General features: G+C 50.9%; 22 protein-coding genes and 1 other annotated feature. Of the genes, 1 reads left to right on the top strand and 21 read right to left on the bottom strand.

All coding sequences use genetic code 11. The features are described 5' to 3' along the window. Nucleotides 1-25: 25 nt before the first annotated feature. The 6 genes from J2T14_RS07750 to lspA all read right to left on the bottom strand — a co-directional run bounded on the left by J2T14_RS07750 (nucleotide 26) and on the right by lspA (nucleotide 6,007). The gene (locus J2T14_RS07750; RefSeq protein ID WP_307469515.1) at nucleotides 26-1,312 is read right to left on the bottom strand and encodes a dihydroorotase; all 1,287 of its coding nucleotides are present in this window, start codon (nucleotides 1,310-1,312) and stop codon (nucleotides 26-28) included. A gap of 40 nt (nucleotides 1,313-1,352) precedes the next feature. Beyond that, nucleotides 1,353-2,252 (bottom strand): aspartate carbamoyltransferase catalytic subunit, encoded by a 900-nt coding sequence (locus J2T14_RS07745; protein WP_307203827.1) that lies wholly within the window; start codon nucleotides 2,250-2,252, stop codon nucleotides 1,353-1,355. Further along, nucleotides 2,249-2,800 carry a bifunctional pyr operon transcriptional regulator/uracil phosphoribosyltransferase PyrR gene (gene pyrR, locus J2T14_RS07740; RefSeq protein WP_373458129.1) on the bottom strand — a complete coding sequence of 184 codons (552 nt, stop codon included), beginning with the start codon at nucleotides 2,798-2,800 and terminating at the stop codon, nucleotides 2,249-2,251. The genes J2T14_RS07745 and pyrR overlap by 4 nt, the downstream gene beginning before the upstream one ends. 402 nt (nucleotides 2,801-3,202) lie before the next feature. Then, the gene (locus J2T14_RS07735; protein WP_307469512.1) at nucleotides 3,203-4,438 is read right to left on the bottom strand and encodes an LL-diaminopimelate aminotransferase; all 1,236 of its coding nucleotides are present in this window, start codon (nucleotides 4,436-4,438) and stop codon (nucleotides 3,203-3,205) included. Between the two features lie 125 nt (nucleotides 4,439-4,563). Further along, complete coding sequence (locus tag J2T14_RS07730; RefSeq protein WP_307469510.1) at nucleotides 4,564-5,505, bottom strand: RluA family pseudouridine synthase; 942 nt, start codon at nucleotides 5,503-5,505, stop codon at nucleotides 4,564-4,566. After that, entirely contained in the window at nucleotides 5,486-6,007 is a 522-nt protein-coding gene (lspA, locus tag J2T14_RS07725) for a signal peptidase II (RefSeq protein ID WP_307203823.1), read from the bottom strand. Before lspA ends, J2T14_RS07730 begins: the two co-directional genes overlap by 20 nt. A gap of 181 nt (nucleotides 6,008-6,188) precedes the next feature. Between lspA and J2T14_RS07720 the strand changes: the two genes are divergently transcribed. Continuing rightward, nucleotides 6,189-6,923, top strand: a complete 735-nt coding sequence (locus J2T14_RS07720; protein ID WP_307203822.1) for a TraR/DksA C4-type zinc finger protein — start codon at nucleotides 6,189-6,191, stop codon at nucleotides 6,921-6,923. Here J2T14_RS07720 and J2T14_RS07715 read toward each other — a convergent pair. The 15 genes from J2T14_RS07715 to ftsA form a co-directional block, all read right to left on the bottom strand. After that, nucleotides 6,917-7,270, bottom strand: coding sequence for a DUF5665 domain-containing protein (locus J2T14_RS07715; protein WP_307469508.1), 354 nt, complete (start codon nucleotides 7,268-7,270; stop codon nucleotides 6,917-6,919). The two genes, J2T14_RS07720 and J2T14_RS07715, sit on opposite strands and share 7 nt — an antisense overlap. Nucleotides 7,271-7,493: 223 nt before the next feature. Next, on the bottom strand, nucleotides 7,494-10,592 hold the full coding sequence (gene ileS / locus J2T14_RS07710) for an isoleucine--tRNA ligase (RefSeq protein ID WP_307469506.1): 3,099 nt from the start codon (nucleotides 10,590-10,592) through the stop codon (nucleotides 7,494-7,496). 61 nt (nucleotides 10,593-10,653) lie between these two features. Further along, nucleotides 10,654-10,949 (bottom strand) — a binding site (T-box leader). A gap of 77 nt (nucleotides 10,950-11,026) precedes the next feature. Further along, nucleotides 11,027-11,524 carry a DivIVA domain-containing protein gene (locus J2T14_RS07705; protein WP_307469504.1) on the bottom strand — a complete coding sequence of 166 codons (498 nt, stop codon included), beginning with the start codon at nucleotides 11,522-11,524 and terminating at the stop codon, nucleotides 11,027-11,029. Between the two features lie 94 nt (nucleotides 11,525-11,618). After that, nucleotides 11,619-12,401, bottom strand: coding sequence for a YlmH family RNA-binding protein (locus J2T14_RS07700; protein ID WP_307469501.1), 783 nt, complete (start codon nucleotides 12,399-12,401; stop codon nucleotides 11,619-11,621). 17 nt (nucleotides 12,402-12,418) lie between these two features. After that, nucleotides 12,419-12,691, bottom strand: a complete 273-nt coding sequence (locus tag J2T14_RS07695; protein WP_307203817.1) for a YggT family protein — start codon at nucleotides 12,689-12,691, stop codon at nucleotides 12,419-12,421. 14 nt (nucleotides 12,692-12,705) lie between these two features. After that, nucleotides 12,706-13,155 carry a cell division protein SepF gene (locus J2T14_RS07690; protein WP_307203816.1) on the bottom strand — a complete coding sequence of 150 codons (450 nt, stop codon included), beginning with the start codon at nucleotides 13,153-13,155 and terminating at the stop codon, nucleotides 12,706-12,708. 3 nt (nucleotides 13,156-13,158) lie between these two features. Beyond that, nucleotides 13,159-13,884, bottom strand: coding sequence for a YggS family pyridoxal phosphate-dependent enzyme (locus J2T14_RS07685; RefSeq protein WP_307469498.1), 726 nt, complete (start codon nucleotides 13,882-13,884; stop codon nucleotides 13,159-13,161). Nucleotides 13,885-13,889: 5 nt separating this feature from the next. Continuing rightward, nucleotides 13,890-14,741 (bottom strand): peptidoglycan editing factor PgeF, encoded by an 852-nt coding sequence (pgeF, locus tag J2T14_RS07680; protein WP_307469496.1) that lies wholly within the window; start codon nucleotides 14,739-14,741, stop codon nucleotides 13,890-13,892. A 75-nt stretch (nucleotides 14,742-14,816) separates the two neighbouring features. Then, complete coding sequence (locus J2T14_RS07675) at nucleotides 14,817-15,098, bottom strand: PRC-barrel domain-containing protein (RefSeq protein WP_307203813.1); 282 nt, start codon at nucleotides 15,096-15,098, stop codon at nucleotides 14,817-14,819. 178 nt (nucleotides 15,099-15,276) lie between these two features. Further along, nucleotides 15,277-16,059, bottom strand: coding sequence for an RNA polymerase sporulation sigma factor SigG (gene sigG, locus J2T14_RS07670; protein ID WP_307203809.1), 783 nt, complete (start codon nucleotides 16,057-16,059; stop codon nucleotides 15,277-15,279). A 102-nt stretch (nucleotides 16,060-16,161) separates the two neighbouring features. Further along, a complete protein-coding gene (gene sigE / locus J2T14_RS07665; RefSeq protein WP_307203808.1) occupies nucleotides 16,162-16,884 on the bottom strand; it encodes an RNA polymerase sporulation sigma factor SigE in 723 nt (240 codons plus the stop codon). A gap of 41 nt (nucleotides 16,885-16,925) precedes the next feature. Beyond that, on the bottom strand, nucleotides 16,926-17,837 hold the full coding sequence (gene spoIIGA / locus J2T14_RS07660) for a sigma-E processing peptidase SpoIIGA (RefSeq protein WP_307469494.1): 912 nt from the start codon (nucleotides 17,835-17,837) through the stop codon (nucleotides 16,926-16,928). 487 nt (nucleotides 17,838-18,324) lie between these two features. After that, the gene (locus J2T14_RS07655) at nucleotides 18,325-18,810 is read right to left on the bottom strand and encodes a DNA-binding response regulator (protein ID WP_307469492.1); all 486 of its coding nucleotides are present in this window, start codon (nucleotides 18,808-18,810) and stop codon (nucleotides 18,325-18,327) included. Between the two features lie 595 nt (nucleotides 18,811-19,405). Beyond that, on the bottom strand, nucleotides 19,406-20,530 hold the full coding sequence (gene ftsZ, locus J2T14_RS07650) for a cell division protein FtsZ (RefSeq protein ID WP_307469491.1): 1,125 nt from the start codon (nucleotides 20,528-20,530) through the stop codon (nucleotides 19,406-19,408). 115 nt (nucleotides 20,531-20,645) lie between these two features. Next, nucleotides 20,646-21,890 carry a cell division protein FtsA gene (ftsA, locus tag J2T14_RS07645; protein WP_307469488.1) on the bottom strand — a complete coding sequence of 415 codons (1,245 nt, stop codon included), beginning with the start codon at nucleotides 21,888-21,890 and terminating at the stop codon, nucleotides 20,646-20,648. Between the last annotated feature and the right edge of the window lie 79 nt (nucleotides 21,891-21,969).

Genomic DNA, 21,969 nt, shown 5'->3' with positions numbered 1-21,969 from the left:
ATGCCATTGCATTAGGCTATGCGTATTACTCGGCCCAAGCAACCTTGCCGCCCACAATAGTTGCCACCGGCCAGCCGCTAAGCTTCCAGCCGCCGAATGGCGTGTTGTTGCTCTTCGAAGCGAAGGTGCTTGGATCAACCTCACGCTCGCTATCCAGATCGATAATGGTAATATCCGCAGGAGCGCCTTGCTCTAACCGTCCAGATTCCAAACCGAACACGCGGGCAGGATCTGAAGTCATTCGTTTCAGAAGGAAGCCGAGCGTCCACTTGCCAGTCTGCACGAACTTCGTGTACAGAAGAGGGAAAGCCGTCTCGAAGCCGACGATTCCGAATGGCGCCAGCTGTACGGGGCGGGCTTTTTCTTCGGCGCTGTGCGGCGCATGGTCGGTTACGACCATGTCGATCGTTCCGTCCTCAAGCGCTTCGATAACCGCTTTAACGTCTCTTGGCGTACGGAGCGGCGGGTTCATTTTCCAATTCGCATCGTCCACGCCAGGAATGTCTTCATCGGATAGGATCAGGTGATGCGGACAAACTTCGGCAGTGACCCGAACGCCGATCTGCTTCGCAAGCCGGATAAGCCGAACCGATTGTTCGGTGCTTACATGGCAGACATGATAGTGTACGCCTGTCGCTTCCGCCAGCAGCACGTCGCGGCCGACATGAATCGCTTCGGACTCGTTCGGAATGCCTTTGAGTCCATGCTTGCGGGAGAACTCACCTTCCGACGCCCAAGCGCCTTCGACAAGCGTATCATCCTCGCAATGCGCGATGATCGGCATGTTCATCGATTGCGCCAGCGCCATTGCGTTCTTCATCATCTGAGCGTTTTGTACGCCTACGCCGTCGTCCGTGAAGCCGATTGCTCCGGCTTCCTTAAGCGCCGCGAAGTCCGTCAGTTCGCGCCCGAGCTCGTTTTTCGTAATCGAAGCGTATGGAAGCACGTTAACGACGCCTTCCCGCTTCGCTTTGTTCGTAATGTATTGAACCGTCTCCGGCGTATCCGTAACCGGACGCGTGTTCGGCATGCAGGCGATCGTCGTGAAGCCGCCTTTCGCTGCCGACCGCGTGCCCGTTGCGATGTCTTCTTTGTATTCGAAGCCGGGATCGCGCAGATGGACGTGCATATCGATGAGGCCTGCCGATACGAGCTTGCCCTTCGCATCGATGACTTCCGCGCTTCCCGTATCGGGAACTTGCGCTCCGTCAACGATTTGCTCAATCTTGCCGTTCTCTACTCTGACATGTTTGGCTTCCAGGCTCCCCGAAGCTTCATTCCATATGTTGCCGTTTGTAATCCACAATGACATTGCTAGATCCACCCTCCGGTTTTATTCTGCCTTCACTCCGTTAGCTCAGTGCTCGTTCTACTACGGCCATTCGAATCGGAACACCGTTCTCCATCTGCGGGAAAATGCGGGATTGCGGATGCTCGACCAATTCATCGTCAATTTCTACGTTTCGGTTAATCGGTGCCGGATGCATGATGATTGCATGCTCGGCAAGCTTAGCCGCTCTCTCCGCCGTTAAACCGTACTGTTCGCGGTAGCTCTCCGCGGAATTCAACATTCCCGTCTCATGACGCTCAAGCTGAACCCTCAGCATCATGACGACATCGGATTTGAGCGCTTCATCGATGGATACGTAAGGCACATCGAGATCGGATGCTTGCATATTCGCCGGTGCGCAGAAGCGGACTTTCGCTCCGAACTTCTGCAGCGCCCATAGATTGGAGCGTGCAACCCGGCTATGTTGGACATCTCCGACGACGGAGACGCTTAATCCATTCAAGTTGCCGAATTGCTTGCGCATCGTGTACATGTCGAGCAGCGCCTGCGTCGGATGCTCGTTATTGCCGTCCCCCGCGTTAATGAGCGGCACTTTGATTTTCGTTGCGATCTCGGCCAGCACGCCGATCGGCTTCAGGCGGATGACGCCTGCGTCGATGCCCATCGATTCCAATGTGCGAACCGTATCGTAGATCGATTCGCCTTTCTGTACGCTCGATACGGCGGCAGAGAAGTTAAGCACTTCCGCGCCCAGCCTCTTCTCCGCGACCTCGAACGAAAATCTCGTTCTCGTGCTGTTCTCGAAGAACATATTGGCCGCGAACTTGCCTTGCATCGCGGTATGAACTTTATTCGGGTGTTGCTCCCAATAGGCGGCTCGGTCGAGTATCGACTCGATCTCCTCTTTGCTGAGCTCTTTCAAACCGAGCAAACTACGTTGTTTCAGCTTCGTCATCGTCATCCGGCTTGCCCCCTCTGGTGAATTATTATGACTTGATCGGACGAATCAATTTCGGTTAGCGATACTTCGATTTGCTCCTGCTTCGAGGTCGGGACGTTTTTGCCTACAAAATCGGGTCTGATCGGCAGCTCGCGATGTCCTCGATCGACGAGAACGGCGAGCTGTATGCTCTGCGGTCTTCCGCAATCCATAAGCGCATCCATAGCCGCCCGGATCGTTCTTCCCGTGTAGAGCACGTCGTCGAACAAAATGATCCGCTTATCCTGCACGTCTATCGGCAAAGCTCCCATATCGCCGATTCCGGCCGCCGCTTCCATATCCGACGTAAGCAACGCTTTCGAGCGATCGTCGCGATAACGCGTAATGTCCAGCTCGCTTACCGGCAAAGGCTTGCCCTCGATTTCCTTGATCCGCTCGGCAATTCTTCGAGCGAGGTAAATGCCTCTCGTACGAATGCCTACGACGATGCAATTGTCGATGCCTTTGTTCTTCTCCACGATCTCGTGAGCAATTCGCGTTAATGCCCGGCGAATCGCCGTTTCATCCATGATGATTAAGTGCTCTTCTTCCGCCACTTACGCGCCGCCTCCCTCTGATCCGTCGTTCAAGCCTTAAGCTTTGCCGCCCTTGTCCTGCTGTCGCGCTAGACACAAAAAACTCCTTGCAATTTCGCAAGGAGTTTTGTGATCGGTCGTGAAAAGATAGTGGGTCATGCCCTGAGCACCCTCGTCTCAGAGGGCGCTGCCATGGGATGTCCTACCTGTCGTTATCGATTCATCAACCTATTATTCACGCTACCTTGCCAGCCTCACGGGACTGAGTTAAAGGTACTGCCGTTTATCAAAAGAATTATCCCACGTTCGACAAAACTTGTCAAGCAATGTTGGATCATTTCCAATGATAAAGAGTGCGCATCTAACCCGCACCGTAAGCAAGAGCAGCGCTTTCTATTACAGGCTTAATTTGCGGATACGTTCAACTGCTTTTTCCGTATTTTCACGGCTGCCGAAGGCAGTAAGGCGGAAGTAGCCTTGCCCGCTTTGGCCGAAGCCAACGCCCGGCGTACCTACGATATTAGCTTCGGAGAGCAGCTTGTCGAAGAACGACCAGGAATCCATGCCGCCCGGCGTCTTCAGCCAAATGTAAGGAGCGTTGACGCCGCCGAACACTTCCAAGCCGATTGAAGCAAGACCGTCACGGATAATGCCTGCGTTCGTCATGTAGTAATCAACTAGCGCTTTGATTTGCTCTCTGCCTTCTTCGGAGTAGATGGCGGCGGCGCCGCGCTGCGTAACGTACGATACGCCGTTGAACTTCGTTGTATGGCGACGATTCCAGAGATCGTTAATGAGCACTTCGTTGCCGGCCGCGTCCAGACCTTTCAACTCGCGAGGCACAACGGTATATGCGCAGCGTACGCCTGTGAAACCCGCTGTTTTCGAGAAGCTGCGGAACTCGATCGCCACTTCCTTCGCGCCTTCGATTTCATAGATGCTGTGCGGAACGTCCTCTTCTTGGATGAACGCTTCGTAGGCCGAATCGTACAGGATAATGCAGTTGTTCGCTTTCGCGTAGTCAACCCATACTTTAAGCTCTTCCTTCGTAAGCGTCATGCCAGTCGGATTGTTCGGGTAGCAAAGGTAAATAATGTCGACCTTGCGGTCAGGCAAGCTTGGCTTGAAGTCGTTCTCGGCCGTGCACGAGAGGTAAGCGATATTTTCATAACGCTTCGTCTCTTGATTATACTTGCCGGAGCGGCCAGCCATAACGTTTGTATCGACGTATACCGGATATACAGGATCTTGTACGGCAACGATGCTGTTTTCGCTGAAGATTTCCTGGATGTTGCCCACGTCGCATTTCGAACCGTCGCTGACGAACACTTCGTTCGTCGCGATATCGATACCGCGAGCCTTGTAGTCGTTCTCGATAATCGCGTTAATCAAGAAATCGTAACCCTGCTCCGGACCGTAGCCACGGAACGATCCCGGCGCCGCAAGCTCGTCCACCGCGCCGTGCATCGCTTTCAGCACCGCGTCAGGCAAGCCGCGCGTTACGTCGCCAATGCCCAGGCTTATTATTTCCGCGTTCGGGTTTTCTTGAATGAATTTCGTACGGCGTTTCGCAATTTCGGAGAATAAGTAGCTGCCTTGCAGCTCCAAATAGTTCTGATTAATGGAAGTCATTTGCGTATCGTCACCTATCCTTCATAAGTTTAGCTCAATGATATCAATAGAATATCGTACTTCTGGCAATGAAATAATGAATAATGTAGCGAAAAGTTTGCACTATTGCGCGACAAGCTCTCGCTTTATCGCAAACGCAAACTATTCAATACATGCTCCATATCTGCCGGAATCGGTACCGTAAACTCCAGCCGCTTGCCCGTACGCGGATGCGCGAATCCAAGCTCGGCCGCATGCAGCGCTTGTCCGTTCAGCGCAACCGTCTTGTTTCGCCCGTATACAGGATCTCCCGCAAGAGGATGACCGATGTATTTCATATGAACGCGGATTTGATGCGTACGTCCCGTCTCGAGCTGAAGCTCAACCAGCGTGTAATCCGTACCGATTCTTTCCAGCACGACGAAGTGCGTGACGGCATGCCTGCTGTTATGATCGGTTACGGTGAACAGCTTGCGGTCGCGCGAATCGCGGCCGATCGGCGCATCGATTGTTCCTTGGTCATGCTGCAGATTGCCGTGTACTAACGCCATATATTTGCGCGTGACCGTGTGTTCCTTCAATTGCTGTGCAAGCGACACATGCGCGAGATCGTTCTTCGCGGCCATGAGCAGTCCCGTCGTATCCTTGTCGATGCGATGCACGATGCCGGGACGGACGACTCCGTTAATGCCCGACAAATCTTTGCAATGAAACATAAGCGCATTGACGAGCGTCCCCGACGAATGACCGACCGCAGGATGCACGACCATGCCGCGCGGCTTATTCACAACGATTACGTCCGAGTCCTCGTACATGACGTCGAGCGGAATATTTTCCGGCAAAATAGCCGCATCTTCCGGTTCCGGAATTGTGAGCTGAACAACATTGCCTTCGGACACTTTGAAGTTCGCTTTGACCGTCTGTCCGTCGACAACGGCCGCTCCGGACTTAATCCATTCCTGCACTTGCGTACGCGATATGCCTTCCGAATCAATGCTTTCCGTTATATACTTATCGATGCGCTCGCCCGATTGCTCGGGCGCTACGACCCACTCCAACGTCTCTTCATTAAACAGGCTGTTGCTCATGTTTGTTAGAATCCTTGTCCTCTCCGTTGTTCACTGTTTTTTTCTCATCGCGGGCAGTCAGCAATGTATCGATCAAGATCAGAATTACGCCGACGACTATTCCGGAATCCGCTACATTGAAGATCGGAAACGAATACGAGCCGAAGTTGAACTGCAGAAAGTCAACAACCTCGCCGAAACGAATACGGTCAATGAAGTTGCCCAGCGCACCGCCTAGAACAAGTCCTAGACCGGTTAACAGCCATGGCTTGGACGACTTCCGCATGGCCTGAATATACCAGATGATGCCCGTCAGAACTACGGTTGTAATAATGATAAAAAATACTCGTTGGTCCTGTAAAATGCCGAAAGCAGCGCCGCGGTTGCGATGCGATGTAATTAAGAAGAAGTTGCCGATGATGCTGATCTGTTCCCCAATTTCCAATTGGGTTGCAATGATTTTTTTCGTTACATAATCAAGTACAAACACAACCACCGCAATCCAATAAAAGTAAAGGCGCATCTTATCACTCCTAATTTTTCTTTGAAGCTTGTCCGGATCATCCAAATAATTGTAGCATATCCCGGACTACCTGAGCCAGCGAACTTCATTGTCCATCTTCCATCGAAGTCCATACTGAAAACAAGCTCTGCTGCTAAAGCTAAAGAAGCAATCATGTTCACAACAAAGGACGGTGTCGTAAATGACAACCTTAACAAGCGCCCAGCTTGCGCTTCTGCGCATGAGACTAGAAGACGAACGGCGCGAGATCGAGAACCGATTATCGCGTAACGATCATTACGGTCTAGCCTCATCCCTTCGCTACGGCACGGGGGAGCTCACGCCGATCGACAACCATCCCGGCGATACGGCCACCGAGCTCTATGAACGGGAGAAGGATATTGCCTTGCATGAACAAGAAGAGCTTCATCTTGAACGGATCGACGCTGCGCTTGCCGCCATGGACAATGGCACCTATGGCATATGCAAGGCATCCGGTCAGCCTATTCCATTTGAACGACTGGAGGCTGCACCCGATACGCTCTACAGTATCGAGTACGCGCCCCGCCAGATTGTATCCGATAGGCGTCCAGCCGAAGAGCCCTTTCTCTATCCTCCATTCGGCAGAACGAGCATGGACGATCATGAAGATGGCTATAACGGCTTCGACGGCGAAGACGCTTGGCAAATCGTTGAGCAATATGGCAATACCGATTCGCCTGCCATGTCAGAGAACCGTGACGTAACCGATTACGATCATGTAGGCATCGAAGCCGAAGAAAACGACGGCTACGTCGAATCAATCGAGAGCTTCCTTGCTACCGATATAACCGGACGTCATTTATCCGTCGTTCGCAACCGGGAATATAACCGATATATGGAAACCGGCGAAGGCGACCATAGTCTCGAGAATCCGGAATCGGACGAGCTTCAATAGGTTTTTCCTTCAAGCTGTATTTGTACAATTCTTACGATGTCCGCTATGTAATCGCCGATAATCGGCAAGTTAAGCGCTCCTAATATACGAAGCACATAAAGAATCGTTGCGGCAAAAAAAGTAAAGCCGATCGCGATGCCGACGCCTCTTGCCGTACCTGCGAGCAGATTGCGCCATATAAGCGAGAACGGGCGGTTCAGCAGATCGACATACTCTGCGATATGCGTCCGCTCCATCTCCGATGCGATATGCTGCAGACGTTTATCAAGTTTGCTTAAAGACGATTGAACTTCATCGAAGTCCTCGGCCTCGGTTGATTGGGCTATATCGTCGTTTGTCGGTTTCATGAGAAGTCTCCTCCTTGGCAAGCGAATGCGATGGTTAAAAAAAGCTGCATAGGGATTTTTACACCAATAACAACCATTTAACGCATTATCTTCGCAAAAAAACGAGGCCCGCTTGGCCGCAGCCACTACTGCGGTCAAGCGGGCTTCCATTGCTGCTTGAGGGCAGCGGCCGCAGTGCTGCGGCGCTCGTTCTTCGCTTGTCATACTTCTCTATAGGATAACCTTAACCTTTAATGAAAATTCCAATCTTCTTGTCGCCAAGCGTCACGCGTTCCATCTCCGCCAGTTCTTCATAAGCAACCGATTGGATCAGCACATTGTCGCGAAGTACATCATCGAATGCCGTTAGCGCAACCAACAGCTCCCCGTCAACCGAAAGCACGAGATCAATCCGCTTCTCGATCGGCAGATCAAGCTTCTTACGGGTATCCTGCACGGCGCGGATTACTTCGCGTACCCAGCCCTCTTGTTCCAGCTCAGGCGTAATGTCCGTGTTCAATGCGACAGTAATGCCGCCTCCCGATGCGGAGGCGAAACCGGACTTCGCTTGTTTCTCCACAAGAAGCTCATCCACTGCAATCGTCAGCGCCTCGCCTTCAGCGCTCGTGAAGACTAAACTTCCTTCGCCGACTGTCGCTCTCGTTTGTTCTGCCGTCAATCCTTTCAAGTATGCCTGGATGGGGCCGACATGCTTGCCGAATTTCTTGCCGGCAACCTTCAGATTCAGCTTGAATGCGAAGTCGACGAAGCCGCTGTCCGTATTCTGGATCGTTATCGTCTTCACGTTGATTTCGTCCTTCACGATATCCTCGTAGCCCGCTACATCGAACTCGCGGTCAAGGGAAACGATCAGTTCCGACAATGGCTGACGCGTCTTGATGCCAGTCTCGTTACGAACGTTGCGCGCCAGCTCGACGATCTGCTTCGCGCTCTCCATATCGCGTTCGAGCGTCTCGTCGATTGCGGATTCGTCAGCTTGCGGATAGTCGGCAAGGTGGACGCTGCCGCTGCCGCCGAGGTTGCCGTATACGTCTTCCGCGAGCAATGGCGCGTAAGGCGCGATAACGCGGGACAACGTCAGCAGCACGCTTTGAAGCGTCTGGTAAGCGGCTATTTTGTCCTGAGACAAGCCGCTGCCCCAGAATCGGTCGCGCGAACGGCGGATATACCAGTTGCTAAGCTCATCGACGAACGTTTCGATCGATTTGGCAGGGTTAAGGAAGTCATTGACTTCAAGACCCTTATTTACGGTACGAACCAAGCTGTTCAAGCGGGACAATACCCAGCGGTCAAGCTTGTTCGCAGAGACGTTAACCGGATGCGCAGCAGGGTCGAAACCATCGATCGATGCATACAGCGCATAGAAGGCATGCGTGTTGACGATCGTGTCGATGACCTTCGATTTCGCTTCGCCTACGATGCCTTTGGAGAAGCGCTTGCTGTTCCAAGGCGCGCTATCGGCAAGCAATGCCCAGCGGAAGGCGTCCGTGCCGTACTCGTTGATGATCTCCCATGGGTCGATAACATTGCCTTTCGACTTGGACATCTTCTGGCCGTTCTCGTCAAGAATATGTCCCGTCGAGATAACCGCTTTGTAAGGCGCTTTGCCGTTATACAGCGTTGATACCGCGATCAAGCTGTAGAACCAGCCGCGAGTCTGGTCGATGCCCTCGCAGATGATGTCCGCCGGGTATTGGTCGGCGAACTGCTGCTCGTTCTCGAACGGATGATGCTGCTGCGCGAACGGCATCGAGCCGCTGTCGAACCAGACGTCTATCACTTCCGGCGTGCGCGTCATTACTGCGCCTTCGGCGAATGGCGACTTCAGCTTGATCTCATCGACATAAGGCTTATGCAATTCAATATCTTCCGGAACGAAATCTATGGCCCGCTCGCGGAGATCTGCGATGCTGCTCGGCGCGTATTCCTTGCCCGTTGCTTCGCACACCCATACGTTAAGCGGCGTTCCCCAATAACGGTTCCGGCTGATGTTCCAGTCCACCAGATCCTCCAGGAACTTGCCGAAGCGGCCTTCGCGGATATGTCCCGGATACCAGTCGACGCTATTGTTGTTCGCAATCAGTTGATCCTTCACCGCTGTCGTCTTAATGAACCAGCTCTCCATCGCATAATAGATAAGCGGCGTCTTGCAGCGCCAGCAGAACGGATAGCTGTGCTCGTAACGCTCCTTGCCATAGAGCAAGCCGCGTTCGCTGAGCGACTTCACGATATCGATATCAAGCTCCGGATCCTTCACGAAACGGCCTGCGAAGTCGGTAACCTCGGCAACGTAACGGCCAGCAAGATCAACGACGCTCAGCATGCTGATGTTGTTCTCGCGCGATACCTTGTAGTCGTCATCACCATGCGCTGGCGCAATATGAACGATGCCTGTACCGCTTGAATCACTGACGAAATCACCTGCGATCACGATATGGCCGCGCTCGACAGGCACATAGCCGAATGGCGGCGAATAACGCCGACCTACAAGCTCGGCGCCCTTTACGACCGACAGCGTCTCATAATCCTCTTTCAAAACCTTCTCCGCCAAAGCTTGAGCTACGATATACACTTCGCCGTTCTTAGCCGCACGGATATAGTCCAGCTCCGGATTAACGGCCAGCGCTACGTTCGCAGGCAGCGTCCACGGCGTTGTCGTCCATGCAAGCACATACTCGCCCGACGACTCCAGCTTGAACTTCACCGTCGCGCTAAGGTCCTTTACATCCTCATACCCTTGCGCTACCTCATGCGAGCTTAACGTCGTTTGGCAATCCGGGCAGTACGGGCTGACGCGATGTCCACGGTAAAGCAGCCCTTTGCCATGGATATTGGAGAGAATATGCCATACGCTCTCGATATACTCGTTCTTCAGCGTGATGTATGGATTGTCGAGATCCGTCCAGTACGCGATTGCTTCCGTCAGCTCGCGCCATTGCTTCTCGTATTCGAATACGCTCGCTTTGCATTTCTTGACGAATTCCTCTACGCCGTAATTTTCGATTTCCTGCTTGCCGGAGATGCCCAGTTGCTTCTCTACGCCAAGCTCGACCGGCAAGCCATGCGTATCCCAGCCGGCTTTACGAATAACGCGATAACCTGCCATCGTCTTATAACGGCAAATAAAGTCTTTGATAACGCGGCCCAGCACGTGACCGATATGAGGCGCTCCGTTCGCGGTAGGCGGTCCTTCATAAAATACGAAATTCGGCTTTCCTTCACGATTCGCAATCGATTGCTTGAACGTATCGTTCTCTCTCCATTGGTTCAGCACGCGCAGCTCACGGCTGCGGGCGCGTTCCTTCACATCTACGCGTTCCATCGCTTCATCTCCCTCATAGTCAAAACTCTTCATAAAAAAAATAAAGCCCCGTCCCCTGTAAAAAAGGGACGAGGCTTGCTCGCGTTACCACCCTTGTTCCGCTCTTGCCCCGTGAAGTCGGGACAAGCCGAATATAGCGCGGTCTAGATCATAGACCCTGCTTATCACGCGGCACCTTAGTCGCGAACGTATCATTCGCGTTCCCTATAACGGGGGACAGCCGTCGATGCTTACTATAGCTTTCGGCATCGCTTCTCGGAGATGATTTTCCGCATGGACCACTCGCCGGACTTTCAGCAGCCGCCGGCTCTCTGAGGAGTGGTTGACAAGCGTACTCCTTCTCGTCAACGAAGTTACAACTTAACAATTACTAATAGTTATAGCGTATCGGACTGCCAATTGTCAAATGGTACGCTGCCCATTTATTCGCTGCATTACCCGCGTTGCAGTTCAATCTCCGCATGTCTGGACTGCGAGTCCAGCGTATCCCAGCCGTCTTGGCCAAGAAGCTCGAGCTGCGCTTCCACAAGCGTACGGAAACGCGCCCGGTAGATCGATGCTTGCTTCTTAAGCTCTTCGACTTCCAGAGACACTTTACGCGACTTGGACAGCGACTCGTTAATAATGCGGTCAGCGTTCTTCTCCGCTTCCTTGATAATAAGCTGCGCTTCCTTCTTCGCGTTGTTGCGAACCTCATCGGCAGCCTCCTGCGCTACGATGATCGTCTTGCTTAACGTTTCCTCAATGTTCGTAAAATGATTCAGCTTCTCTTGAACATTCAGAATTTGATTTTGCAGCTCTTTATTTTCACGAATGATCGATTCGTAGTCCTTGATGACTTGATCGAGAAATTCATTTACTTCATCCTCGTCGTAGCCGCGTAATCTGCGTCCAAACTCTTTGTTATGTATGTCCAATGGCGTTAACGGCATTGGCGCACCTCCTCAAGGTATTGTATTGCTGGCATCCGGCTTGTACCATTGTTGAGAACATTTTCGACAGCGGCGACTGAATTCCTGCAATCCGTTAAATAAATTTGCCGATTTTAACGCGAATTCTGCCCTTTTTTGTCACACCGTCGACTTCAAGCACTTTAAACCTGCCTAGCCCCTTGAAAGAAACGACATCACCTTGCTTTAGCGATTCCGACGGGTCCTCCTCCGCCTTCCAATTCACCCTGCATCTTCCAGCCCTTATCGGATCGACGATCTTGGAGCGGCTAATCCGGTATACATCGCTTGCAATGCCGTCCAGTCTCATCGAAGCCACGGACAGGCTCATTTCTTCAAGCTTCGGAATAACGGTTCTCAGCTCGGACAATGGAAGCACATCGGTCAGCACGTTCACACGATGCACTTGACGCAAGTGTATATTTAAATAATCGGCAATCTCGTCCGTGACAATAATATGACTAAAGTCATCATGCACATGAATATCGCCAATCCGGTCGCGCTTAATGCCAAGCCCTAGCAACGCGCCTAAGTAATCGCCATGATCTAGCTCAAGCTGTCCTTGGGTTGGACTATTGACAGCCAGCACGGCCACGCCCGCTTGCTCGCTGTCCAGATCCCGGTAATCAGGTCCGATTATGGCACGCATGCGTTCCGCTTCCGGATACCCGCCTTCGAACCGAACAGCAACGTCCGCGTTACGGTTAACGAGCATCGTAACGATCTCCATTTGTCTTGGGTCCAAAAAATCGGTCCGCTTCAGCTCATGCTGCTGTGCGGACCGCTCAACCCATTCCATCGCCCGATCGACGAAAGCTTTCTCGTCGGGGTGAAAATGATTATATATGGCTTGCTTCATCACAAGTCATTCCCTTACTAAAATAATCCGAAGATAAAATCGACTACAGCCGTCAAACCAAGCCCGATGAAACGAAGGGCGAAGATCGCGACGATTGGCGATATATCTAGCATACCGCCGATTGGCGGTATAAATCTTCTGAAAATACCAAGGTAAGGCTCGACGATCTTGCCTAGGAAGACGCCGATGAAGCTCTCACGGGCGTTTGGCAACCAAGACAACAGCACATAACCGATAATCAGGAAGCTGTATATGCTGATAAGCGTTCCGATAAAACCTGCAGGACTCATAAACAACTTTGGGGTCACCTCATTTTAGTGTAATCGTTCTCCTCTGCCAACATCTCCGTTATAGCGCCTTGAATTTCGACCGATTCCGGCGTGCATAGAAAAATATTAGGCCCAAGCTTCGAGATGTTGCCACTTAAAGCGTACACCGTGCCGCTAAGGAAATCAACAATGCGTACGGCCAGATCTGTACGAACGCGCTGCAGATTAACGATGACGGCCCGACGCGAACGCAAATGGTCGGCAATTTCCTGCGCTTCGTCATAGGAACGCGGCTCGCTAAGCACGACTCTTACATTTTTCTGCGAATGAATGCTGACTACGTTATTGCTCTTCGTATTTTTACGCGTTTCGAAGGGCGAAGTTTCAGGTTCTTGTTCATCCACCTGCGGTATTCTCTCACGCTCTACAACTTCTTCTTCCTCCTGCAAGCCAAGAAAATTCATAAACCGGTTCATGACGCTCATTGCTCATTCCTCCTCTTTACCTATTAATACGGTGCCTAAACGAATCCACGTTGCTCCTTCTTCTATCGCCACCTCGAAGTCATTCGACATGCCCATCGATAATTCCGTAATCGTATTGATCGAATTTGACGTTTGAGCGCGTTCATCAAGCGCATCCCGGAGCTCCCTTAAAGCCCTGAATACGGGTCTTGTCCCTTCAGCTTCGGCTTCGTAAGGCGCCATCGTCATTAGCCCGATTGGCTTAATGGAAGAGAACTGCGCCAGCTCCTCAACGAAGGTGAATAGCCGATCCGGCTCTAAGCCGTGCTTGGAATCTTCACCCGACACGTTCACTTGAATGAAGCAAGGTACGATAATGTCTAGCTGGGCGGCTTGTTTGTCGATCGCTTGCGCAAGCGACAGCCTGTCCAACGAATGAATGTATGTAAACTTTCCGACGACGTCTTTCGCCTTGTTCGTCTGCAGCGATCCGATATAGTGCCAGGTCGGCCTGTTAATGATGCCTTGCACGGCCTCGCTCTCAAGCGCCTCCCACTTGTCGCGCGCATTTTGCCATCGATTCTCGCCAAGATGCGCAAGGCCTGCCTTTACGGCGGCAAGCGTCGTTTCCGTGGACACGTATTTCGTCACCGCAATAATTTTAATATCTTCCTTATTGCGTTCTGCCCTGCGGCATGCCTGCTCGATTCGCAGCTCTACTTCCTTCATTCGTTCCGATAAATGACTCATATGCCTCACCTTTCGCGAATGCCGATCCAACTGGCCATCCGGCCGGTTAAGCCGTTCTCCATGCGATGGGAAAAAAATAAATCCCGTCTGCAGCCCGTGCACCACTTTGTTAATTCGATATGGATCGGCAAAATTCCTGCTTTTATCATAATCTGTCGGTTTATTTCTTTCAAGTTAATGTGAGCTTTGCCGTTATCGCTCTTCTGGAGCACGATATCGGCCGTTTCTGCGCTAAGGCCGAGAGATGCAATAACCTTTTCCACTTGTTCAATCACGACGCCGTCTACCTCATAGCAGCAGCTGTCGATAGCCGGTCCAATCGCAGCCATAAGCGCTTCAGGCTTCGAGCCGTACGCCTTCTCCATCGCCCGGATCGTCTCCTCGGCGATTCGCCGGACCGTCCCTCTCCAGCCGGCATGAGCGAGCGCAACCGCCCCGTGCTCCGGATCGTAGAAATAAAGCGGCACGCAATCGGCGTAAAACGAGGTGAGCAGCACGTTAGGCTCATTCGTCATAATCGCGTCGCAATCAGGGATTACGTCATCAAGCGACAATTTGCCTTTGCCCTTATCGGCAGAAGTCACTTTGTACACTTTGTTGCCATGGACTTGCTCCGCGCAAGTCCACGCTTCGAACGGCCAATCGATGGCGTCCGCAAGCCGCTGCCGATTAGCTACGACAACCGCTGCGTCATCGCCGACATGCAGCCCTACGTTAAGCGATCGCCACTGCCCGCCGCTCACGCCGCCATTGCGGCCCGTGAAGCCTGCCGTCAAATCCGGGTTAGCTTTTCCCCATTCGGACAACAAAAAAAGCGAAGGTCCCTTCGCCGAGTGAACTTCCTTAAACACGTCCATCTGTACGTCACCTCTGTCAACAAGAGATACCTGAATTCATTATTATTCGAAGATGCTTAAGCACAGTTTACAGCCTTATGAGCGAGCGTGCAAATCTTCGTCCTCCGCGCGCAGCGATTTCGTATCGTCCATTCGAACAAGCACAACGTCTGCTCCTATCTTTACAATATTGCGCCAAGGGATCACAACCTCCGTTCCGCCCCCGCCGAAAACGCCAAAAAACTTCGTAAACTGCGGCACGACAATCGAATCGATCCTTCCTTGCCGCAAATCTAGCTCTAGATCCGATATTTGCCCGAGCTTTTTGCCATCCACTATATTAATAACGTCCTTCGTTTGAAAATCAGATATTTTCACTTCTAATCACCACTTTTCCATCGGATTTGTCGTCCGAACCTTCTTCTTATTACTATATGAGCCAAATGCCCAAAATGTCCTATAGGAGCAAAAAAACGAGCAAAAGAGCCTGCCGCGGGAATGATCTCGGGCAGGCTCTTTCACTTCGTCCACTTATTTCGTTATTTATGTTGCCAATTCACGTTTTAACATGCTTCTGCATTTGTTGAATCGCCGATTTTTCAAGCCTCGATACCTGCGCCTGCGAGATGCCTATCTCGTCGGCAACCTCCATCTGCGTCTTGCCTTCGAAGAAACGCATCGACAAGATCATCTTTTCCCTGTCGTTCAGCTTGTGCATCGCTTCTCGCAGCGCGATCTCCTCGATCCACGATACATCCTTGTTGCGATCGTCGCTAATCTGATCCATCACGTAAATCGGGTCGCCGCCGTCATGGTAGATCGGCTCGAATAGCGATACGGGATCCTGAATCGCGTCAAGCGCGAATACAACGTCCTCTTTCGGCACATTCAGCGCTTCGGATATTTCAAAAATCGTCGGCTCGCGAGAATTTTTGTTCGTCAGGCTGTCCCTCACCTGAAGCGCCTTATAGGCAATATCCCGCAGGCTGCGCGACACGCGAATCGGGTTGTTGTCGCGTAAATAACGGCGAATTTCACCGATAATCATCGGTACGGCATAGGTGGAAAATTTGACGTTCTGGCCAAGGTCGAAATTATCTATCGCCTTCATGAGTCCGATGCAGCCGACTTGGAACAAGTCGTCCACAAACTCTCCCCTATTGTTAAACCGTTGTATGACGCTAAGAACAAGCCTCAAATTGCCGTTAACCAATTTCTCTCTTGCTGCCCACTCGTTGCGGGTTTGCAATGCCGTAAACAGCTCGCGCATTTCGACATTCGTTAGGACAGGCAGTTTCGCGGTATCCACTCCACAGATCTCGACTTTATTTCGGGTCAACGTGATTACCTCCCAAGGAGAAACATTAATGTACATTATCTCCTCGGGACCTCTTTTTATTCCTAATTTGACACCGTTCGACATTCGCATGTCGATTTGGTTCTACACCATTTTGTTAAACTCCTTACGCAGCCGCTTAATTATCCGCTTCTCCAGTCGTGAAATATAAGATTGCGAAATGCCGAGAAGATCCGCTACATCCTTCTGCGTCTTTTCCTCGCCGTCGGCAAGTCCAAAACGCAGCTCCATGATGATCCGCTCGCGCTCCGAAAGCTTCTCCAGCGCCTTATGCAGCAGCTTGCGATCGACCTGTTCCTCGATATTGCGGTAGATCGTATCGTTCTCCGTTCCGAGAACGTCCGATAGCAGCAGCTCATTGCCGTCCCAGTCGATATTAAGCGGTTCGTCGAACGACACTTCCGTTCGCGTCTTGCTGTTGCGGCGCAAGTACATCAAGATTTCATTCTCGATACAGCGCGATGCGTATGTTGCCAACTTAATCTTTTTCTCCGGATCGAACGTGTTGACTGCCTTAATAAGTCCAATAGCGCCGATCGAGACGAGATCTTCGATATGAATGCCGGTATTCTCGAATTTGCGGGCGATATAAACAACGAGCCTTAGGTTGCGTTCGATCAGCATCGCACGAATTGCCGAGTCGCCGCTAGGCAGCTTCTCCAGCAGATACTCCTCTTCCTCGCGCGTCAAGGGAGGCGGAAGCGCTTCACTACCGCCGATATAATAAATCTCATCGCTTTTTAGTCCGAATAAAAATAAAACACGATAATAGTATAACTGCAGGATCAATTTCCACTTGACGAGCATGGGCCCATCCCTCCCCGATTGTATGAGCTAGCTTGCGATCGTTATTCTCTAACCATTGACGGATGAATGATCGCTTGATAAGCCCCATCAGATGCTAGCTTTCCACCGTCAAGTCCGATGAGCACCTTACGCGTTTCAAATACTTGTCCTTCTCGGTTGACTTCAACGTGATCGGGCTTTAGCGCAAGCATGAATTGCGAGCCGCGATTGACGCCTCTGTAAGGAACGAGCCGAAGCCGATCTTGCCAAATAAAGGGCTGACTGTCCATGCCGGCCACTAGACGGTCAACTTGGGCGCTGCGTATGCTGCTTAGCCATGCAGGCGGCAAATCCGCTTCCCAGACGGAAGCCTCCATAACCATAACCGGCGTCCGTGTAAGCGGATCATAGAGTTGATTGCCCGTGTCGATCAGACCGACGCAAGTTTCCGTTCGTTCACCGATTGTAATCGTTACCTCGGCCAAATGGGTGTGCAGCAGCTCCCGTTCTCGTTTTTGCGTCAATACGGTACGGTATATATACAGACCGATACAAAACGCAGCCAGAAAATAGAACAATCCCATTTTCAACTCGACATGCATACTCCCGCTAACAAAAGTGATCGTCCTCCATACTTCGCCAGAGCCCTGCATAAGCAAATAATAGATGCCCAATATCGCACCCGCCGCAACAAAGTTGACTGCATAGAAGGCGGCTACCGTACGCAAATAATGTTGAACCGTTGCAAAACCGAAAGCAATCCAAACCATCACGAGCGACATTGCGACTTTGACGCCAAGCGTAAACATAAAGCTAAGCTGCGGGTAAAACATCAACACGACATAACAGCCTCCGACAGCAGCAGCTAATAGAACGCGCCAGTGGCGGGGCTTCAAATGCCGAACCCAGGCCGTCGTTAGCAATATAGCACCATCGACAAGAAGCTCACGCAAAAACATAATATCGACATACATGTAGAGATTGGCCACCTTCCTGCCATACCTTTGCAGCGGGAGCCTTGGAGAACGATTGACACTAGTATATAAAAATTGTATTTCAAAGTCTGTCTATTCATGACGTCATGACATATCTTTTTTTGTCGAGTATGTATATAAAATCCGCGAGTGAATACATAGGAAAATAGACGTGGAAGAGGTGGTTAAACCGGGTTGTTGGCTCACGTTCAACAGTACCTCGCCTATCGGTGGGGGAGCGTATGCGCAATCTTTGTGCTTGAGTGATCTGTAAGAGCACCTAAGTTCTTACAGATCGCGAGATACAAGTGTGTCTTTTCTATAAGCGCACATATGCACTTACAGTGTCCATGCGGAGTTGCAAGTTACGTTAACAGTGCTGTAAGAGCGCATATGGTCTTACAGCTCACCAGTAACTAAGGTATCCCTCTGTTAGCGCATACGCACTAATAGAGTCTATACGATGTTGCCTCCAATCGACCTTAAGTTAAGGAAATGGTAATCCTTTCTTGTCGAGTTTTAGTGCTGGGTTAACCTTATACGATCGAATTCTAACTTGTCCAACACCAGAATGAACTAGAAGCTGCTCGTCCAGCATATTATGCAGAAGTTTCCGAGAACTCCGCTTGTTCATTTCTAACTTCGCACAAACATCTGCAACACGTATATTGCGTTGACGTCGGAATCCAAGACGAATGACCTCGGCTTCAAATATATTAACGCCATCAAGCAACTCAGATGAACCTCCGAAATAATTACCCCTAAATTGCTGTATAACTTGCTGGCACATTCGGGGTTTATCATTGATATGATCGAATGAAAATCTTAAAATACGCCATCCGTCTAAGATGAGATGATTTTGTCTCATCAACGAATCAGAAAATTGAGCACGTGTTATTTGCGACGCATGCTGTTTGTACCCATCAATCTCAATTGCTAGACGAAGGGTATCGCGTATGTAGGCAAAATCCAAATAACGCTTCCCGTCAATATAGTCTTCGACTTCGTATTCGGGTGTCAACAATTAAAATGTTGAAACAATGGAAACCAAACCTTCTCCAAAAATAGCTTTTCAGCATACCCATGTTCTCTTCTAAGCCGTCTTCTGTCCTCACCTTTCTTCATCTTCAAGCTTTTTGCCATCCAAGAATCATAAATAGAATGATAATCGGTTTTTACGACAACACCACTTTCATTAAAAAATAAACACCGCTTCCTCTAGAACGAATATATCGTCCAAAGAAAGCGGTGTTCTACACTGCTTATGCCATATTGGTATAATTTTAATATAGCGCGATCCATAAAAACAACATTCTTATTTTTACTATTGCAATAAGAATTACAGACAACACACTATAGTTACTCAAGACCTGTAAGATCATACGTGCGCTTACAGAAAACACACTTTAGTTACTCTCGTCCTGAAAGATCATATCTGTGCTTACAATCAAGTACTAAGAGCCGAGGCAGCTGTTAGCAGTAGGTTCAGCTTTGTGGCATGTACGGTTGACCGCTCAACAAAAAAATCCCGCTCATTCGGCTAGGCCAATTGAGCGGGCTTTGTAAGCTTAGCGGTCGCCGCGGGGACGATTGCGCAAAAATGCAGGAATTTCGAGTTGATCGCTCGACGCGGCGTTCGAGCCAAACGGCTTGACCGTGTTCGACGAGCTAGCAGTCGACTGTCTCGTTTCCGGTTGTGAGGCTTGAGGCTGAGCAGCGTGACGCGATGATGGCGATGGCTTATGCTCGAAGCCTGTCGCGATTACCGTTACTTTGATCTCGTCCTTCAGATCCTCATCGATAATAGCGCCGAAAATCATATTCACGTCCGGATCAGAAGCGGAAGTTACGATTTCAGCCGCTTCGTTGACTTCATAGAGCGATAGGTTACTGCCGCCCGTAATATTCATAATGACGCCGCGCGCGCCGTCAATGGACGTTTCCAGCAACGGGCTCATAATCGCTTTTCTTGCAGCTTCGGCAGCACGATTCTCGCCTGTCGCGATACCGATACCCATAAGCGCTGAACCGCGTTCTGTCATAATGGTCTTAATATCGGCAAAGTCAAGGTTGATGAGACCAGGAACGGCGATCAAGTCGGAAATACCTTGTACCGCTTGACGGAGCACGTTATCCGCTTCACGGAATGCTTCGAGCATCGGCGTCTTCTTGTCGACGATCTCTAGCAAACGATCGTTCGGAATAACGATTAGCGTATCTACTTTTTCCTTAAGCGCTTCGATGCCGAGCTCGGATTGTCCGGAACGCTTGCGTCCTTCGAAAGTAAACGGACGAGTAACGACACCTACCGTCAACGCGCCGCATTCGCGAGCGATCTCGGCAATGACAGGAGCAGCTCCCGTACCCGTGCCGCCGCCCATACCTGCTGTGACGAAAACCATGTCCGCGCCCTTGAGCTGGTTCGTAATGCTCTCGCGGGATTCTTCGGCAGCCTTATGGCCTACGTCCGGGTTAGCGCCCGCGCCAAGTCCGCGCGTAAGCTTGTCGCCGATTTGCAGCTTATGCTCGGATTTCGCCAGGTGAAGCGCCTGCGCATCCGTGTTTACTGTAATAAATTCTACGCCTTTGACGCCGTTTTCTATCATTCGGTTAACGGCGTTGCTTCCGCCGCCGCCAACACCGATTACTTTAATTTGAGCCAACTGCTCAAGATCGATATCGAATTCCAACATCCTTCTTTTCCCCCAGTCATGCGTAAACGGCCGATGCCGTTCCTATCCGGCGCAGCTGCGTTTCGCGTTGAAATATAAGCATCGTATATTAACCGACATATAAAATGTTATATTTTCAAATAAATTCGTTAAACATATTTTTGATTCGTTCCATCATACCGGGTTTGGAGGAAGTTGTCGGTGCTGCCTTGCTGCGGCTTGCCTGTTTCTTCACGGTTCCTGCTCCGTGCGGCCCCATATACTTCGATACGTATTGGATCATACCGACGCCGCTGCTGTATGCTGGGTCTCTTACTCCGATATAATCCGGCAACGCAATTCGGACGCTGGATTCGAGCTCGGACTGAGCGAGCGCCAGCGTGCCTGGCATGGATACGGCACCTCCGGTCAACACATAGCCGTTAACCTTGTCTCCGTAACCAAGCTTGCGAACTTCTTGCCGGATAAGATGGAAAATTTCCTGCATTCTCGGTTCGATGATGCTTGCGAGATCAAACTGCGAAAATTCCTTCTCCGCATTGCTTCCCATGCGGGTCACTTTGAACTTGACGTCCTCCGCCGCATCGGTCACATTAGCGCATCCGTACTTCAACTTGATCTTCTCTGCTTGTTCGCTCTGCGTACGCAGACCGTAAGCTATATCATTCGTTACGTATTCTCCGCCAATCGGCAGCGTGGATGTAGCGGCAAGACCGCCTTGATCATAAATCGCGATCGTGCACGATCCCGCGCCAATATCGGTAAGTACCGTTCCAATCATTTTCTCGTCTTTGGTCAATGACATGACGCCTGAAGCGAGAGACAATAGAATAACGCCGGAAATACGCAGTCCGGCTTTCTCCACGCACCGCATTAAGTTATGTATCGCGGTCTTCGTTCCCGTAACAATCGTTGCTTCGACTTCGAGTCTGACGCCGATCATGCCGCGCGGATCTGAAATGCCTTCCAATCCGTCTACCAAGTACTGCTTAGGCACAAGGTTAATGATTTCGCGTTCCGGCGGCAAAGCTACCACTTTGGCAGCTTGTACCACGCGTTCAATATCTTCTTCACCGATTTCCCGATCCTCATTGGATACGGCTACAACTCCACGGTTCGTCTGTAGAGCAATATGGTTGCCCTGAATGCCTACATAGACATCCGATATTTGAATACCTACCATGCGCTCCGCATGCTCGACGGCATTGCGGATCGATTGCACGGTCTGGTCAATATCTACAATTGCTCCCTTGCGAATACCTTCGGAATCGGCAGATCCGACTCCAATAATATTAATGGCTCCGTTGGATACTTCGCCAATTATCGCACGAACCTTGGATGTACCGATGTCCAAACTGACGATGATGTCGTTGCTGCTCAACCGCGGCACCTCCGTTTCAACTAATTAATTAAATTTCCATTTCAAAAAAGGTATTTCTACATATTCAACGCGCCTATTA

The sequence above is a fragment of the Paenibacillus harenae genome (genome assembly GCF_030812415.1).
Classification (GTDB): domain Bacteria; phylum Bacillota; class Bacilli; order Paenibacillales; family Paenibacillaceae; genus Pristimantibacillus; species Pristimantibacillus harenae_A.
This window is presented reverse-complemented; position numbering and strand designations above follow the sequence as displayed.